This is a genomic window from Flavobacterium lacisediminis, from assembly GCF_025909975.1.
Taxonomy (GTDB): domain Bacteria; phylum Bacteroidota; class Bacteroidia; order Flavobacteriales; family Flavobacteriaceae; genus Flavobacterium; species Flavobacterium lacisediminis.
The window spans coordinates 59,499-76,378 of the sequence record NZ_JAPCIO010000009.1 but is presented as its reverse complement, the minus strand read 5'-3'; the positions used below and the strand labels follow the sequence as shown (position 1 = coordinate 76,378).

Below are 16,880 nucleotides of genomic sequence, written 5' to 3'. Positions count from 1 at the left end.
TGGTGGTGCTTCAGCAACTGATGTTTGTTCTTCTGTAACTTGGAGCAACAACTTTACTTCAGTTTCTGATACTTGTGGAGCAACAGGTTCGGCTTCGGTAACTTTTACAGCTACTGATAACTGCGGAAATAGTTCTTCAACTACTGCTACATTTACAATTATTGATAACACTAATCCTGTGATTTCTGTTCAAGCTTCGAATTTAGAAGTACAATGTGATGGTGCTGGAAACACTGCTGCACTAAACGCTTGGTTGGCTTCAAATGGTGGTGCTTCAGCAACTGATGTTTGTTCTTCTGTAACTTGGAGCAACAACTTTACTTCAGTTTCTGATACTTGTGGAGCAACAGGTTCGGCTTCGGTAACTTTTACAGCTACTGATAACTGCGGAAATAGTTCTTCAACTACTGCTACATTTACAATTATTGATAACACTAATCCATTTTTCACTAGTGAATTACCTCAAAATATATCAGTATCATGTGATGCAATTCCTAATCCTGCAAATATGACAGGTTCTGATAATTGTGGGGATATTATAATTACAGTTTTAGATACTATTAACAAAGAAGAATCACAATGTGAAGGAGAATATATTATTAACAGAACTTGGACTATAACTGATAGCTGTAATAACAGTTCAAATTATACTCAAGTAATAACTGTATTTGATACTACTCCACCGATGTTAACTACACCTATTGATTCTGAAATAAGTGTTTCTTGTTCTGAAATTCCTGCAGTTCCTGAATTAGGTTTTACAGATAATTGTTCAGGAATTCAAGAAGTTGTTTATAATGAAACATCAACTGTCATTTCAATTTATGAATATGTAATCGTACGTGAATGGGTTGTTTCTGACAATTGTGGAAACGAGGCAAATTTTACTCAAACAATCAACGTACGTATTGAAGAGCCGTTTGATGCAATTCCTTTCGCAATATGTATTGAAGAAAATCCGATAGATTTATTTACTATATTAGACGATTCAATTCCTACAAATGGAGAGTGGCATGAAGTAACCAATTCTGGTGGATTAAATGGAAGTATTTTCAATCCAACTAATGTAACTTTAGGATACTACACTTTACAATATGTAGTTGAATTAGAAGACAATACATGTCCGATGATTTATGAAGTATATTTGAATGTTAATGATGATTGTGTGGTGTTAGCCGCTTGTGATATTACCGTTTACAATGCAATTTCACCAAATGACGATAGCTCAAATGATATCTTTTTCATCGACGGACTTGAATGTTATCCAGATAATACAGTAGAAATTTATAACAGATGGGGAATTTTAGTTTATGACGAAACAGGTTATGATAATAATCTTAAATCGTTCAAAGGAATATCTGAAGGTAAAAATACCATAAATAAAAATGAACTTTTACCAGACGGAACTTATTTTTACATTCTGAAATATACAGATGAAGAAAATAAGAAACACGATCGATCAGGATATTTATACCTAAACCGTTAATAGATTAAAGCAACTTAAATACGAACAAGATGAAAACGATTTTAACTATAATTTGTGCATTCATTTTACACAGTATGTGCTATTCTCAACAGGATTCTCAATATACTCAATATATGTACAATACTTCTATGGTAAATCCAGCTTATGCTGGATCTAGGGAGACTGTAACAGCATTTTTACTACATAGAAATCAATGGGTGGGATTAGATGGTGCACCAGTAACTAATAATTTCTCCATTAATTCTCCTTTAGGTGATTCAAATTTTGGAATTGGATTAAATTTTGTGAATGATGAAATTGGTCCTGTAACAGAAAATGAAATTTCAGTTGACTTGGCTTATTTTATTCAAGTTTCTGAAAATTATAAACTTTCGTTAGGTTTGAAAGGAACAGCTAATTTATTTCAGTTAGACGTAAATAAATTGAGAATTTTTGATCCTCTTGATCCTCAATTTCAAAATATGGATACCGAATTTTCTCCAAATGTAGGAGCTGGATTATACCTTTTTTCAGACAAAACCTATTTTGGGTTATCTGTACCTAATTTTTTCGAATCATATCGATATAATGATAACAATGTTGAAATTACTAAAGAAAAAATGCATTTTTATTTTATTGCAGGACATGTATTTACACTTAGTGATAACATAGATTTTAAACCTGCTCTTTTAAGTAAAATTGTAGAAGGAGCTCCTTTGCAAGCAGATATAACAGCTAACTTTTTGTTCTTTGATAAACTAACTTTAGGAGCTGCATACAGATGGGATGCTTCTGTAAGTGCTTTAGCAGGATTTCAAATTTCAGATTCATGGTTCATTGGATATGGTTATGATTTAGAAACCACTAAGTTATCTAATTATAATTCAGGTTCTCACGAGATATTCTTACGATATGAGTTTTTCAACAGAAGTAGAGTTTCAGCACCTAGATTCTTTTAAATTTTACGATTATGAAAACATTATATACACTAGTATTCGTCTTAAGCATCACAATTGGTGCTTTCGGACAAGGGTCTAAGCTAAACAAAGCGGACAAAAAATACGACAAATATTCCTATATAGACGCAATCGAAATTTATGAGAAAGTGGCCGAAAAAGGATATAAATCGGTTGAATTATTCGAAAAATTAGGAAATGCTTACTACTTTAATGGTGAATTAGATAAAGCTTCTAAATGGTATGGCGAACTTTTTGCACTAAATCAAGAAGTGGATTCAGAGTATTATTTTAGATATGCGCAAGCCTTAAAAGCCGAAGGAAATTACGAAAAATCAAATCAGTACATGGAATTATTTGCTCAAAAAACAGATGATTCTAGAGCAAAGTTATATCAACAAAATAAAGACTACTTAACTGATATTAATGCCGTTTCTGGAAAATACACCATGGATAAAACCGATGTAAATTCAGAGTTCTTTGACTACGGTCCAACATTTTTTGGAAAACAAATTGTATTTACTTCTTCAAGAAGCGAAGGCAATCAGTATACAAAAATTCACGATTGGACTAAACAAAATTTTACTGATTTATTCGTTGCTTCAATGGATAATGATGGAAAATTAGGAAGTGTAGAAAACTTTTCTAAAACCGTGAATACCAAATTTAACGAGTCCTCTCCTGTTTTCACTAAAGATGGAAAAACCATGTATTTTACCCGAAACAATTACAACGACGGTAAAAAACGTAAAAGTGATGACAAAGTTATCATGGAAAAAATTTACAAAGCAGAATTAGTCAATGGCGAATGGACAAATGTAAAAGAAGTTCCTTTTTCAAACGACAATTACAAAACAGCACATCCAACGTTGAGTCCAGATGAAAAAACCATGTATTTTGCTTCGGATATGCCTGGAAGTTTTGGATTTTCTGATTTGTACAAAGTATCTATCGATTCTAATGGTAAATTTGGAACACCTGAAAATTTAGGTCCAACTATCAATACAGAAGGAAGAGAAACGTTCCCTTTTGTTGATGCTGATAACAATTTGTTCTTCGCATCAGATGGACATCCAGGACTTGGTGGTTTAGATATTTTTGAAGCAAAATCAGCTAACAATTCTTTTGAAAAACCTGTAAATGTTGGAAAACCATTAAATAGTCCAATGGATGATTTTGGCTATGTTACCAACAAAGATGGTTTAGGATTTTTCTCATCCAATAGAGATGGCGGAAGCGGTTATGATGATATCTATACGTTCACCGTTTGTACACATACATTATCAGGTTTAATTACCGATGTAGATACAAAAGAAATTCTGCCAAATGCAAAAGTGATTCTGTTTGATGATAAAATGAATCAAATTAGTGAAACTACTGCTTCAGAAAAAGGCGCCTATTCCTTTAAAATTGAATGTAATAAAAAATATTACGTAAGAGCATCAAAAGAAGAATATGAAACGAATGAAAAACCCTTTGGCCCCGTAACCAAAACTGGTGAATCTAAATTAGACATTGAATTAAAACGAAATATATTCCCAGTTGAAGTAGGAACCGATTTAGGTAAAATACTTGGTGTAAGCATTATTTATTTCGATTTAGACAAATGGAATATAAGACCAGATGCTGCAGAAGATTTAGAAAAAATTATTGCCGTTATGAACCAATATCCAAATATGACAATAGATATTCGTTCACATACCGATAGTAGACAAACTCACAAATACAACGAACTGTTGTCAGACAGAAGAGCAAAATCTACTTTAGAATTTATGGTTAAAAACGGTATCAACCGAAACAGATTAACAGCAAAAGGATATGGAGAAACACAATTGGTAAACAATTGTTCAGACGACGTTCCATGTAGCGAAGCAGATCATCAAAAAAATAGAAGAAGCGAATTTATCGTACTAAAAATGTAACCTACACACATATCTATATCATTTTTGGAAAAGCAGTTATTATATTAATAACTGCTTTTTTATGTTTTAAATATTTCATTTCAAAACTTCGCATAACTGATATTTATCATTTTTAATTATCTGATTGTGAGATAACTTTATGTATCCCTAAATATGAAGTTATGAAAACTAAATTAAGATTATTGATTTTATTAGTATTCGTTGGCTTTAATACTATTTATAGTCAATTTAGTGCTATTAGACCCGATTTGAGATTATGCGGATCTCCTCCAGATTATTATTTAAGTTATTACAATTGTACATCTAATAACTATACTTTGGTTGATGTCTTCTTAAGTCTTACAGATGTAAATGGTGTGCCATTAAATAATACAACTTGTACTATTGGAACACCACAAGATTTATATGTGATGCTAAACTACACATCTAATTCAGCAAGTGCAGTTCATCACTCACGTATGTTTGCTGATTTAAACATTGAAGGACAAGCAACTATACCTTTAAATGTTGATTTTAGGACAGTACAACCCGGAGCTGGGCAAATTCCTTTATACGGTCCATTTACATGGATTTGTGGTCAAGAAATTACATTAAGTAGAATATTAATCGTTTGGAGAACTAATGGTGACGATACCGAGCTAGTTCCATACGATTGTTCTTCTTACAATAAATCACAATGTGATTTACCAGACAACATTGCAGTTACAGCTCCATTAGCAGTTGAATTTGATTATACAGCTTGTACGGTAGGAAGTTCAACTACTGTAAATTTTAATTCTACAACATCTGGTGGTACTCCACCTTACACTTATGCTTGGGATTTTGATAATAATGGAACTACTGATTCAATTTTAGAAAACCCAACTTTTGTATATGATAATAGTATGGGATATTCTGCAGAACTTACTGTTACGGATAATTTAGGATTATCAAATTCTTATTTATTTCCAATTGTATATCCAACAGAAATTCAAATAACATCATCAATATCAACTGTTGGTTGTTCAACTTCTAATGATGGTGAAATTGATATCACTGTAAATGGAGGAACACCTCCTTATAGTTATCTTTGGAGTAATGGAGCTACAACACAAGATATTACAAATCTTTCTCCTGGAAACTATAGTGTACAATTAACCGACTCTTTTGGATGTATTAAAAATGCTTCATTTACTATATTAAATGGTGATACAATACCTCCAGTAGTAACTATAACTCCAGATGAAACTTTAGAGGGTTGTTCTACAGCAATAATTGATGTTACAGATTTACCTTATTCAAGCGTAGCAACAACAATTGATTTAACAACTTTCCAAAGTGTTGGAGGAACCATTACTGATGATTCTAGTATAAGTAGCATTTCTTATATTGATACGCAAACAGGAACTTGCCCAATTGTTGTAACAAGAACTTACACGGTTTTAGATGCATGTAATAACTCAGCATCAATAAGTAAAAACTTTACAATCGATGACACAACTCCTCCTACTTTCGTAGAAGCTTTACCAGCAGATGTAACGGTAGAATGTAATGCAATCCCTACTCCAGTTACTTTAACTGCAACTGATGTTTGTGGAACTACAAATGTAACTTATAATCAAGTTAGAACTGATGGAACTTGTACAAACGAATATACATTAACAAGAACTTGGACCGCAACTGATGAATGTGGCAACACAACAATTCACAATCAAGTGATTACTGTTCAAGATAACTCTAATCCAACATTTGTAGAAACTTTACCAACAGATGTAACGGTAGAATGTAACGCTGTTCCAACTCCAGTTACTTTAACTGCAACTGATGTTTGTGGAACTGCAAACGTAACTTACAATCAAGTTAGAACTGATGGAGCTTGTGCAAACAAATATACATTGACTAGAACTTGGACCGCAACTGATGAATGTGGTAACACAACAATTCACAATCAAGTGATTACTGTTCAAGATAATTCTAATCCAACATTCGTAGAAAGTTTACCTGCAAATGTAACTGTAGAATGTAACGCTGTTCCAACAGCTGTAACTTTAACAGCAACCGACTTTTGTGGAACTGCAACTGTTACTTACACTGAAGTTAGAACAAACGGAACTTGTACTTACGATTATACATTAACTAGAAATTGGACTGCAACTGATGTATGTGGAAACACTACAACTCACAATCAAGTAATAACTGTTCAAGACAATTCTAATCCAACATTCGTAGAAGCTTTACCTGCAAATGTAACGGTAGAATGTAATGCAATCCCTACTCCAGTTACTTTAACTGCAACTGACCTTTGTGGAACTGCAAACGTAACTTACAATCAAGTTAGAACTGACGGAACTTGTGCAAACGAATATACATTAACTAGAAATTGGACTGCAACTGATGTATGTGGAAACACTACAACTCACAATCAAGTAATAACTGTTCAAGATAATTCTAATCCAACATTCGTAGAAGCTTTACCTGCAAATGTAACGGTAGAATGTAATGCAATCCCTACTCCAGTTACTTTAACTGCAACTGACCTTTGTGGAACTGCAAACGTAACTTACAATCAAGTTAGAACTGACGGAACTTGTGCAAACGAATATACATTAACTAGAACTTGGACTGCAACTGATGAATGTGGAAACACAACAATTCATAATCAAGTGATTACTGTTCAAGATAATTCTAATCCAACATTCGTTGAAACTTTNCAAACGAATATACATTAACAAGAACTTGGACTGCAACTGATGAATGTGGAAACACAACAATTCATAATCAAGTGATTACTGTTCAAGATAATTCTAATCCAACATTCGTTGAAACTTTACCTGCGGATGTTACTGTTGAATGTAATGCAATCCCAACTCCAGTTACTTTAACTGCAACAGACGTTTGTGGAACTGCAACAGTAACTTACAATCAAGTTAGAGCTGATGGAACTTGTGCAAACGAATATACGTTAACAAGAACTTGGACTGCAACTGATGAATGTGGAAACACAACAATTCACAATCAAGTGATTACTGTTCAAGATAACTCTAATCCAACATTCGTTGAAACTTTACCTGCAAATGTATCGGTAGAATGTAACGCTGTTCCTACTCCAGTTACTTTAACTGCAACAGATGTTTGTGGAACTACAACGGTAACTTACAATCAAGTTAGAACTGACGGAACTTGTGCAAACGAATATACATTGACTAGAACTTGGACTGCAACTGATGAATGTGGAAACACAACAATTCATAATCAAGTGATTACTGTTCAAGATAATTCTAATCCAACATTCGTTGAAACTTTACCTGCGGATGTTACTGTTGAATGTAATGCAATCCCAACTCCAGTTACTTTAACTGCAACAGACGTTTGTGGAACTGCAACAGTAACTTACAATCAAGTTAGAGCTGATGGAACTTGTGCAAACGAATATACGTTAACAAGAACTTGGACTGCAACTGATGAATGTGGAAACACAACAATTCACAATCAAGTGATTACTGTTCAAGATAACTCTAATCCAACATTCGTTGAAACTTTACCTGCAAATGTATCGGTAGAATGTAACGCTGTTCCTACTCCAGTTACTTTAACTGCAACAGATGTTTGTGGAACTACAACGGTAACTTACAATCAAGTTAGAACTGACGGAACTTGTGCAAACGAATATACATTAACAAGAACTTGGACTGCAACTGATGAATGTGGCAACACAACAATTCATAATCAAGTGATTACCGTTCAAGATAACTCTAATCCAACTTTCGTAGAAGCTTTACCAACAGATGTAACNGCAACTGATGTATGTGGAAACACTACAACTCACAATCAAGTAATAATTGTTCAAGATAATTCTAATCCTACATTCGTAGAAAGTTTACCTGCTGATGAAATAATTGAATGTAATACAACGGTTCTAAGTGCTGCAACACTTACTGCTACAGACGTTTGTGGAATTGTAAATGTAACTTTCACTGAGCAAGAAATAAACGGAAGCTGTGATAATGAAAGTCAAATCATAAGAACTTGGACTGCAGCTGATGCTTGTGGAAATGTAACTACACATACACAAACCATAACTATCCAAGATACAACACCTCCGGTTTTTACAGGTACTATTCCAAGTCTAGTTGTTTATGCATATTGCGATGGAATTCCTGCCGTAGCAAGTATAACAGCTTCTGATAATTGTGGTGCAACTACAATCAGTTTTAATGAAGTTAGAATTGATGGCGAATGTATTAACAAATACGATTTAAACAGAACTTGGACTGCTGAAGACGATTGCGGAAATATTGCAACTTTTACTCAAGTAGTTCACGTGGCTTGTGATATTAAAATTTACAATGCTGTTTCTCCTAATAATGATGGAATGAACGACATTTTCTACATCGAAGGTATTGATTGTTATCCAAACAATTCTGTAGAAATATACAATCGTTGGGGAATTAAAGTTTACACTATTAAAGGATATGATAATGTGAACAAAGTATTCAATGGTTATTCAAACGAGCACAATTCTGTTTCTGGAAACGACCTATTACCTGCTGGAACTTATTTCTATATTTTAAAATATGAGTACGATTTGTATGGTACTGAAAAACAAAATATTGAAAAATCTGGTTATTTATATATTCAAAGTAAATAGAACATTATGAAACGCTATATAACATCAAAAATAACTTCTTTAATGCTGTTAGTTTTAACTACGCTTGGAGTTATAAACGAGAGTGCTGCTCAGCAAGATTCTCAATATACCATGTATATGTACAATACCGCTAATGTAAATCCGGCTTATGCGGGTTCCAGAGAAACAATTACTGCTTTTCTGTTACATAGAAATCAATGGGTTGGATTAGATGGCGCTCCAGTAACCAATAACTTTGCAATCAATGCTCCATTAGGAGATTCAAATTTTGGTTGGGGAATATCATTTGTTAACGATCAATTAGGGCCAACATCTGAAAACGAAATATCAGCTGATTTAGCTTATTTCATTCAAATTTCTGATAATTTCAAATTGTCATTAGGCTTAAAAGGAACAGCTAACCTATTCAAATTGGATATTAATAAATTGGATATTTATAATCCTCTAGATCCTGAATTTCAAAATATGGATACTGAATTTTCTCCAAACGTTGGTGCTGGATTGTACTTGTTCTCTGAACAAACCTATCTAGGAGTTTCTGTTCCTAATGTCTTTGAAACCTATCATTACAATGATAATAATACGCAAATCAACAAAGAAAAAATGCACTTTTATGTTATTGGTGGCCACGTTTTTGAATTTAGCGATAACTTCAAATTCAAACCTGCATTTTTAACAAAAGCGGTTGAAGGTGCTCCAATTCAAATCGATTTAACTGGAAATTTCCTAATTCATGAGAAACTAACCCTTGGTGCTTCTTATCGTTGGGATGCTTCAATAAGTGCCTTAGCAGGATTCCAAATTTCTGATTCTTGGTTCATTGGATATGGTTACGATATGGAAACAACCGAACTTGCCAATTACAATTCAGGTTCACATGAAATTTTCTTACGATACGAATTCTTTAATAACAACAGAATCTCTGACCCTAGATTCTTCTAAAAAATTGATTATGAAAACGATATATATAATATTATCAATAATAGGTTTCTCATTTTCAGTTTGGTCTCAAAATGCTCAAATTGCGGAAGCCGATAAAAAGTACAACAAGTATTCATATGTTGATGCTATTGAGATTTATGAAAAAGTAGCCGAAAAAGGATATGAATCTCCCGAGTTGTTCCAAAAATTAGGAAATGCCTATTATTTCAATAGTAATTTACTAACTGCTGCTAAATGGTATGGAAAACTATTCGAATTGAATCCAGAACAAGAACCTGAATATTATTTTAGATATGCACAAGCACTAAAAGCTTCTGAAGAATATGAAAAATCAGATGCTTACATGGCTAAATTCTATGAGAAAAGTCCAGACTCTAGAGCTAAATTATATGCAGAAAACAAAGACTATCTAAAAGATATTGAAATTCATTCAGGGAAATTCACCGTTACTCCTACTGATATTAATTCTGAATTTTCAGATTTTGGAACAGCGTTTTTTGGAGACAAAATCGTTTATTCATCCTCACGAAAAGAAGGTGCGCTATACAAAAAAATCAATCCTTGGACCGAACAAAATTATAGAGATTTGTATGTTGTAGAAAAAGACAATGCTTACAAATTAAGTAGTCCGGTCAACTTTTCGAATGTGATTAATACAAAATACAACGAGTCAACTCCTGTATTTTCAAAAGATGGCAAAACCATATATTTTACCAGAAATAATTTTAATTCTGGAAAAAAAGGAAAAGCAGATGACAAAAGTACTTTAATCAAAATTTACAAAGCTAATTTAATTGATGGTGTTTGGACCAATGTAAAAGAACTTCCTTTCTGCAGTGATGATTATAGTACGGCTCATCCAGCATTAAGTTTTGATGAAAAAACCTTGTACTTCGTATCTGATATGCCAGGAGGTTTTGGAAGTTCTGACTTATACAAAGTGAATATTGACGGTAATGGAAATTTTGGAAAACCAGAAAATTTAGGCAAAACAATTAATACCGAAAGTAAAGAAACGTTTCCATTCCTAGACGACGACAACAATTTATACTTTGCCTCTGATGGTTATCCTGGATTAGGTGGTTTGGATATTTATAAAGCAAAAATCACTGCTTTAGGGTATGAAAAACCAATGAATATGGGAAAACCAATCAATAGTCCGCTTGATGATTTTTGTATCATTATGGATAAGGAACATAAAGGGTATTTATCATCAAATCGTATAGGAAGCGTGGGTTATGACGATATTTACAGTTTTACCAAATGTAATTACACCGTAGAAGGTTTTATTACAGATTTAAAAACTGGCGAAATCTTAATTGATGCTACCGTTGAAATCTTTGATGAAAATAACAAGAAAGTAACTGAAACCAAATCTAATGCTTTAGGAAAATATAGTTTAGCCATTGAATGTAGAGAAAACTATACGATTAGAGCTTCTAAAAAAGATTATGAATCTGCAGAGAAAATGTTTGCTACTGAAAATACAGATAACCTTTCAATAGTGAATTTAGCATTAGATCGAAACGTATTCTTAGTTGAAACTGGAACCGATTTAGCAAAAGTATTTGATATTAGTCTGATTTATTTCGACTTAGACAAATGGAATATCCGACCTGATGCTGCTAAAGATTTAGAAAAAATCATAGCCGTGATGAAACAAAATCCTGATATGAAAGTAGATATTCGTTCTCATACCGATAGCCGACAAACTCATAAATATAACGAAACATTATCTAACCGAAGAGCTAAAGCCACCATGGATTTCATGATTAAAAACGGAATTGATAAATCAAGATTAACTGCCAAAGGTTATGGCGAAACTGAGTTAGTAAACGAATGTAAAGACAAAGTTCCTTGTTCTGAAGCCCAACACCAAAAAAACAGAAGAAGTGAATTTATAATTTTAAAAATGTAATCTCAATGTTTTCATGACGACGAAAAAGCAGTTGTTGATATTTTTCACAGCTGCTTTTTCAATTTTAGATGTAATAAAAGTTTTATATATTTGAGGGTGTTTACTAGTTAGCTATAATTTAATAAGTTCTAAATGAAAAGAAAATTTGAAATTTCTAAAGAAACAATTTTACCAATAATTGTTTTTGTTTTAAGTGTCCTGAATATATTAAGCAACATAAATAATTTTTCTCTCTCAATACTATTATCTATAATTGGTATAATTAGCACAATCCTATTTTTTAGAAAAAATAGTTTTTCAACTAAATTAATTTACATTTGGTTAATTGCACAAGTAATTATAATTGAACCGATTTTCAATTTATCTCAATCAAGTTTTACTTTAGCTTTCACATTAGGACTTGGTAGCTATAGTCTTAAAATTAATTTTCTTCCATTACTATTCTTAGGTTTGCTTAAAGTAGTTGAATCATCAAACCTAATTGGAAAAGAAATCAATTTATTGGATTTTAGGAAAAATGTAATTTCTGATTTTTTGCCAATTAAAGGTAAAATTTCTGAACGTATCGATTTTAATGAAAATAAAAACTGGTTACTTATTGAACTTGAAAAAAATATGGAATATGAAGGTGCAAAAATTAATAAAGTATTAATAAAAAATAAAGACACGGAAAAGTCAATCAAACTTAAAGAAAAAAATCAGATTGCTCATTTAAGACTTGTTACTGACGAATCAAAACTTATTACTAAAGAAATTTCGGAGTTCCCTTTCGTTGATTGGATACGTTGCGAATAGAAAAAAATTAACGCTGATAATAATATACATTGAAAACAAAAAAGCAGCTATTCTTTTCAAAATAGCTGCTTTTTCTATAAACAAACATGAAATCTTTATTTCTTAATGAACATATTAGTGTAGTATTTTCTACCTTGATCATCTATTTTTATTGAAGCTCCAAAATGAGTATAATCGCCTTCTAAGTTCGCTTTGTGACTAGCACTGTTTACCCATGCATTAACAGTTGCTTCTGCAGAAGAAAAAGCAAAAGCTACATTTTCTCCTACTCTATAAGCTCCTAATACTTCTTGTAAATTTGATTTTCTTTCATCAAAACCTTCATGAGTAACTGTTTGAGTAGATAACATATAATCATTATGCTCAGATGATTTGTATGAAATGTGTTCAATAATTTCTAATGGATTTAAACCAACAGAAACTCTGTAAGTATTAACTTCGTCTAACAATTCTAACTCTAAGGCAGAATGTGTATAACTTCTTACCGTTTCGTCTGTAGTGTTTGTAGTGTTTGTTGCGCTTTCTGAATCAGAAGAACATGAAGTTAAAGATGATAAACCAATTGTTAGGGCAAAAAGAGTAATCATTAATTTTTTCATAAGTAGAGAGTTTTTTTAGTTGTTGTTGTGTTAATAAACACTAAAAATCGATTAAGTGATTGATTAACAAGACAAATGTACAAAATCATCGGTAACTTGCAAAAAAAATCGATGAAATACATCAAAATTTAACGTTTTAAACATTTGGATATCAATTACTTACAACTTTACTTACAGAAATAAAAAAATCCCAAGTTAAAAAACTCAGGATTTTGTATAAAAAAAGTAAAATATTGATTATCAAGGTGATAATCGTTCTATTTTCCAATCGTATTCGTTAGTTAATTTATAACGAATTCTGTCATGCAAACGGTTGGGTCTTCCTTGCCAAAACTCCACTTCTACTGGTCGAACTAAAAAGCCACCCCAATGTGCCGGACGCAAAATTTCTTTCCCCTTCCACTCTTTTTCTAATTGTTTTAAATTGTTTTCTAAAAACTCACGATTCGGGATTACTTCACTTTGAGGCGAAACAATTGCACCTAACTTACTTCCATCAGGACGCGATGCAAAATAATTATCGGAAATATTCTCAGCCGTTTTTTCAGCAATTCCTTTTATAATAATCTGACGTTCCACCGTTGGCCAAAAGAAAGACAAACACACATTCGGATTATTTAAAATAGCCTTTCCTTTTTCCGAATTGTAATTGGTATAAAAAATAAAACCTTCTTCATTAAATTTTTTAAGCAACACCACACGCGCTTTCGGAAATCCGTCTAAACCAATTGTCGTAACGGTCATGGCATTAACTTCCTCTGCAGCGTTTAAATCTTCCGCTTCATAAAACCATTTATGAAATAAGTTAATTGGATCTTCCGGAATTTGGTTTTCCAGTAATTCGCTCTTTTCGTATGATTTTCTATAATTGCTTAAATCTTTCATATTATTAACTATCGTAGTTTCTACAAAGCAAAGTTACAAAGGGAAACTTGTTTTTTTACTAAAACAAAAATTAAAATTAAACCTTTTTGAATATCTTTAGTCTTATAAACAAATATCGCATTTTGCAAGACGAAAAAGCTTTCATATCCGAATTATTAAACCCGAAAACGCAAAATGAAGCGTTTCGAAAGCTCCTGCAATTGTATCAAAAGCCTTTGTATTATCACATAAGGAATATGGTTTTAAATCATGATGATGCCGATGATGTACTTCAAAATACTTTTATAAAAATATTTGCCAATCTAAAAAACTTTAAAGGTGATAGTAAATTGTATTCTTGGATGTACCGAATTGCTACTAATGAAGCTATAACTTTCATGCAACAAAGAGCAAAAAAACAAGGTATTTCAAACGAAGAAGCCCAACAAAAAGCAATAAATAAATTAGAAAGTGATGTTTATTTTGATGGAGATGAAATCCAATTAAAACTACAAAAAGCCATTGCTACTTTACCTGATAAACAACAATTAGTTTTTAAAATGAAATATTTTGAAGAACTAAAATATGAAGAAATGTCTGAAATTCTAAATACTTCTGTTGGTGCTTTAAAATCAAGTTACCATATAGCTGTAAAGAAAATTGAAGATTTTTTACATACAAATTAAACCTTTTAGCATTATTTTTGTCCAATAGATATGAAACCATTTGATATAGAACATAGCAACAAAATGAAAGCCGGATTTAAAGTTCCAGAAAATTACTTTGATCAATTCGAAGCTAAAATGATGGAACAAATTTCGACCGAAAAAGAAACAAAAGTAGTTTCCTTATTTTATAGAAAACAAGTTTGGATAAGTGCTATTGCAGCAGTTTTTTTACTTGCAATTGCTATTCCTGTTTATTTTAACATGGCAAGCGAAAGTAACTTAGACGATTCTACTATTGAGATGTATTTATCACAACAACAAAGCATTAACACTAATGAGTTAACGCAACACTTAACCAATGAAGATATTACAGCATTAGAAAATAGTTTATCATTAAACGAGGCTAACTCTGATGTTTTAGAAGAGTATCTTTCAGAATCAGAAAACTTAGAATATTATATTAACGAGCAATAAAATACATTATGAAAACTAAATTTATATTCCCAATTATATTTCTTTTAGTTACTTCTTTATCCTTTGCACAAGGATTTAGAGAAAAAAAAGAAAAAGTAAAAGCATTAAAAGTTGCTTACATTACAGAACAGCTAAATTTAACAACTGAAGAAGCACAAAAATTTTGGCCTATTTACAATGCTTTTGATGAAAAGCAAGCAGAATTACGCCACGAAAAAATGAGAGCTATTTTAGATAGATTTGAGCCAGGAAGTGTTGAAAAATTAACTGAAAAAGAAGCTTCTACCTTATTAGCTCAAATGGAAACAATTGAAGAAAATTTATTTGCACTTCGCAAAAAATTCATAAAAGATTTGCAAGGCGTTATTAGTGCCAAGAAAATCATCAAACTTAAAAAAGCGGAAGAAGATTTTAATAGAGAATTATTAAAACAAATGCGAGAAAAAAGAAGAGGTTAGTTATTTAACATAAAAAGCGCCCAAAAATATAATGGACGCTTTTTTTATTCTATAATAAATTGAACTAATTTATTCTTACCTGTTGCATAAAACACTTTTTCTGATTCAAATCTGAATGTGAAAAAATCTTTATCATCAGAAAATTTTGTCCAACTTTTACCAAAATCATCCGAATAAAACATTCCGGTTCCACCAACAGAAATTAGCTGCTTTCCTTTGCTATTTGGAACAAATTGTACACACGAAGCGTATCCAAAAGCTTCTTTTTCGGCAATTAATTTCCAAGTTTTTCCTCCATTTTTAGTAATGGCTTTGTTGGCCCAATTTTGGTCTTGCTTCATGTAATTTCCTCCTGCAATTATTCCGATTTTTTCATTGTAAAAGTCTGCAGTAAAAATTCCGGTCATTTCTTCCCCTTGAACAATTGGCGTTTCATACACTTTCCAAGTAACACCAAAATCCTTAGAAACAAAAACACGAGATTTCTTTCCACCCGAAACCATAAAAATCGATTTCCCTTTTATAGTTAAATTAGTATTACTAGTTGCAAAAGCGGCTTCACCTTCTGAAACTTTTGGTAAAACATCGCAATTTACTTTATGCCACGTTTTGCCTCCATCATTAGTTTTTATAAATGCTAAACAGCTTTCAATTGGGTCACCCATGGCAAATCCATTTAGTTCATCAACAAATTGCATACTATCATAAAACACTTTTTCGTGTTCTTCTTTGTACACAACAGTTTCTTCCAAGGTCTTCTTGTCAATACGAATCAACATAGCTGGATTGCCAACTGCTAAAATAAAAATGGCTTCTTTTGTTCCTGCAATACTTCTAAATTCAGTATTTCTAGCAACTGATTGGATATCTTTTAAAATTGTAGTGTCTTTTTTCTTATCGTAAAATCCATAACGCCCTTTATCCATTCCTAACCAAATTTTTTCATCATCAACTAAAATAGCTCTACAACTCATTTTAGTTTCGAGAATAACTTCCGATTTAATTTTTTTGTTTTGAGCTAGTGATGTTAAACTAATAAATAATAGTAATAAAAAGGTTTTTTTCATTTGAATTGGATTTATCTTCAAATATAGTTGAAATGTTTTAAAGCAAAAATATATTTTACAAACTTTTGATTACCAACACATTAACACATAATAAAAAACTTTGGCACAGTAATTGGATAATGAAA

General features: G+C 31.9%; 14 protein-coding genes. 11 read left to right on the top strand and 3 right to left on the bottom strand.

The features are described from left to right. The 8 genes from OJ995_RS12290 to OJ995_RS12255 all read left to right on the top strand — a co-directional run. The coding region (locus OJ995_RS12290; RefSeq protein ID WP_264369697.1) for a T9SS type B sorting domain-containing protein at nt 1-1,486 on the top strand (1,486 nt) is incomplete at its 5' end. Between the two features lie 29 nt (nt 1,487-1,515). Then, nucleotides 1,516-2,424 (top strand): PorP/SprF family type IX secretion system membrane protein, encoded by a 909-nt coding sequence (locus OJ995_RS12285; protein ID WP_264369696.1) that lies wholly within the window; start codon nt 1,516-1,518, stop codon nt 2,422-2,424. A gap of 11 nt (nt 2,425-2,435) precedes the next feature. Then, entirely contained in the window at nt 2,436-4,343 is a 1,908-nt protein-coding gene (locus OJ995_RS12280; protein ID WP_264369695.1) for an OmpA family protein, read from the top strand. Nucleotides 4,344-4,504: 161 nt separating this feature from the next. Then, nucleotides 4,505-7,051 (top strand): HYR-like domain-containing protein, encoded by a 2,547-nt coding sequence (locus OJ995_RS12275; RefSeq protein WP_264369694.1) that lies wholly within the window; start codon nt 4,505-4,507, stop codon nt 7,049-7,051. Between the two features lie 53 nt (nt 7,052-7,104). Beyond that, a complete protein-coding gene (locus tag OJ995_RS12270; RefSeq protein WP_264369693.1) occupies nt 7,105-8,970 on the top strand; it encodes a T9SS type B sorting domain-containing protein in 1,866 nt (621 codons plus the stop codon). 6 nt (nt 8,971-8,976) lie between these two features. Next, nucleotides 8,977-9,912: a PorP/SprF family type IX secretion system membrane protein gene (locus OJ995_RS12265; RefSeq protein ID WP_264369692.1), complete on the top strand. Its 936-nt coding sequence runs from the start codon at nt 8,977-8,979 to the stop codon at nt 9,910-9,912. 10 nt (nt 9,913-9,922) lie between these two features. Beyond that, the gene (locus tag OJ995_RS12260; protein ID WP_264369691.1) at nt 9,923-11,830 is read left to right on the top strand and encodes an OmpA family protein; all 1,908 of its coding nucleotides are present in this window, start codon (nt 9,923-9,925) and stop codon (nt 11,828-11,830) included. A 132-nt stretch (nt 11,831-11,962) separates the two neighbouring features. Next, a complete protein-coding gene (locus OJ995_RS12255) occupies nt 11,963-12,625 on the top strand; it encodes a hypothetical protein (protein ID WP_264369690.1) in 663 nt (220 codons plus the stop codon). Between the two features lie 95 nt (nt 12,626-12,720). Here OJ995_RS12255 and OJ995_RS12250 read toward each other — a convergent pair whose 3' ends face one another. Then, nucleotides 12,721-13,224: a CAP domain-containing protein gene (locus OJ995_RS12250; RefSeq protein ID WP_264369689.1), complete on the bottom strand. Its 504-nt coding sequence runs from the start codon at nt 13,222-13,224 to the stop codon at nt 12,721-12,723. 240 nt (nt 13,225-13,464) lie between these two features. After that, nucleotides 13,465-14,109, bottom strand: coding sequence for a pyridoxamine 5'-phosphate oxidase (gene pdxH, locus OJ995_RS12245; protein WP_264369688.1), 645 nt, complete (start codon nt 14,107-14,109; stop codon nt 13,465-13,467). A 122-nt stretch (nt 14,110-14,231) separates the two neighbouring features. Between pdxH and OJ995_RS12240 the strand changes: the two genes are divergently transcribed. The 3 genes from OJ995_RS12240 (at nt 14,232) to OJ995_RS12230 (ending at nt 15,688) form a co-directional block, all read left to right on the top strand. Beyond that, on the top strand, nt 14,232-14,774 hold the full coding sequence (locus tag OJ995_RS12240) for an RNA polymerase sigma factor (protein WP_264369687.1): 543 nt from the start codon (nt 14,232-14,234) through the stop codon (nt 14,772-14,774). Between the two features lie 63 nt (nt 14,775-14,837). Next, nucleotides 14,838-15,230, top strand: coding sequence for a hypothetical protein (locus OJ995_RS12235; RefSeq protein WP_264369686.1), 393 nt, complete (start codon nt 14,838-14,840; stop codon nt 15,228-15,230). An 8-nt stretch (nt 15,231-15,238) separates the two neighbouring features. Further along, nucleotides 15,239-15,688, top strand: a complete 450-nt coding sequence (locus tag OJ995_RS12230; protein ID WP_264369685.1) for a sensor of ECF-type sigma factor — start codon at nt 15,239-15,241, stop codon at nt 15,686-15,688. 44 nt (nt 15,689-15,732) lie between these two features. Here OJ995_RS12230 and OJ995_RS12225 read toward each other — a convergent pair whose 3' ends face one another. Then, nucleotides 15,733-16,755 (bottom strand): WD40/YVTN/BNR-like repeat-containing protein, encoded by a 1,023-nt coding sequence (locus tag OJ995_RS12225; protein ID WP_264369684.1) that lies wholly within the window; start codon nt 16,753-16,755, stop codon nt 15,733-15,735. Nucleotides 16,756-16,880: the final 125 nt, after the last annotated feature.

Bases quoted from the DNA above. Each gene is read 5' to 3' on its own strand.
- OJ995_RS12285 (WP_264369696.1), top strand. From the start codon at position 1,516: ATGAAAACGATTTTAACTATAATTTGTGCATTCATTTTACACAGTATG.
- OJ995_RS12280 (WP_264369695.1), top strand. From the start codon at position 2,436: ATGAAAACATTATATACACTAGTATTCGTCTTAAGCATCACAATTGGT.
- OJ995_RS12265 (WP_264369692.1), top strand. From the start codon at position 8,977: ATGAAACGCTATATAACATCAAAAATAACTTCTTTAATGCTGTTAGTT.
- OJ995_RS12260 (WP_264369691.1), top strand. From the start codon at position 9,923: ATGAAAACGATATATATAATATTATCAATAATAGGTTTCTCATTTTCA.
- OJ995_RS12255 (WP_264369690.1), top strand. From the start codon at position 11,963: ATGAAAAGAAAATTTGAAATTTCTAAAGAAACAATTTTACCAATAATT.
- OJ995_RS12250 (WP_264369689.1), bottom strand. From the start codon at position 13,224: ATGAAAAAATTAATGATTACTCTTTTTGCCCTAACAATTGGTTTATCA.
- pdxH (WP_264369688.1), bottom strand. From the start codon at position 14,109: ATGAAAGATTTAAGCAATTATAGAAAATCATACGAAAAGAGCGAATTA.
- OJ995_RS12235 (WP_264369686.1), top strand. From the start codon at position 14,838: ATGAAAGCCGGATTTAAAGTTCCAGAAAATTACTTTGATCAATTCGAA.
- OJ995_RS12230 (WP_264369685.1), top strand. From the start codon at position 15,239: ATGAAAACTAAATTTATATTCCCAATTATATTTCTTTTAGTTACTTCT.
- OJ995_RS12225 (WP_264369684.1), bottom strand. From the start codon at position 16,755: ATGAAAAAAACCTTTTTATTACTATTATTTATTAGTTTAACATCACTA.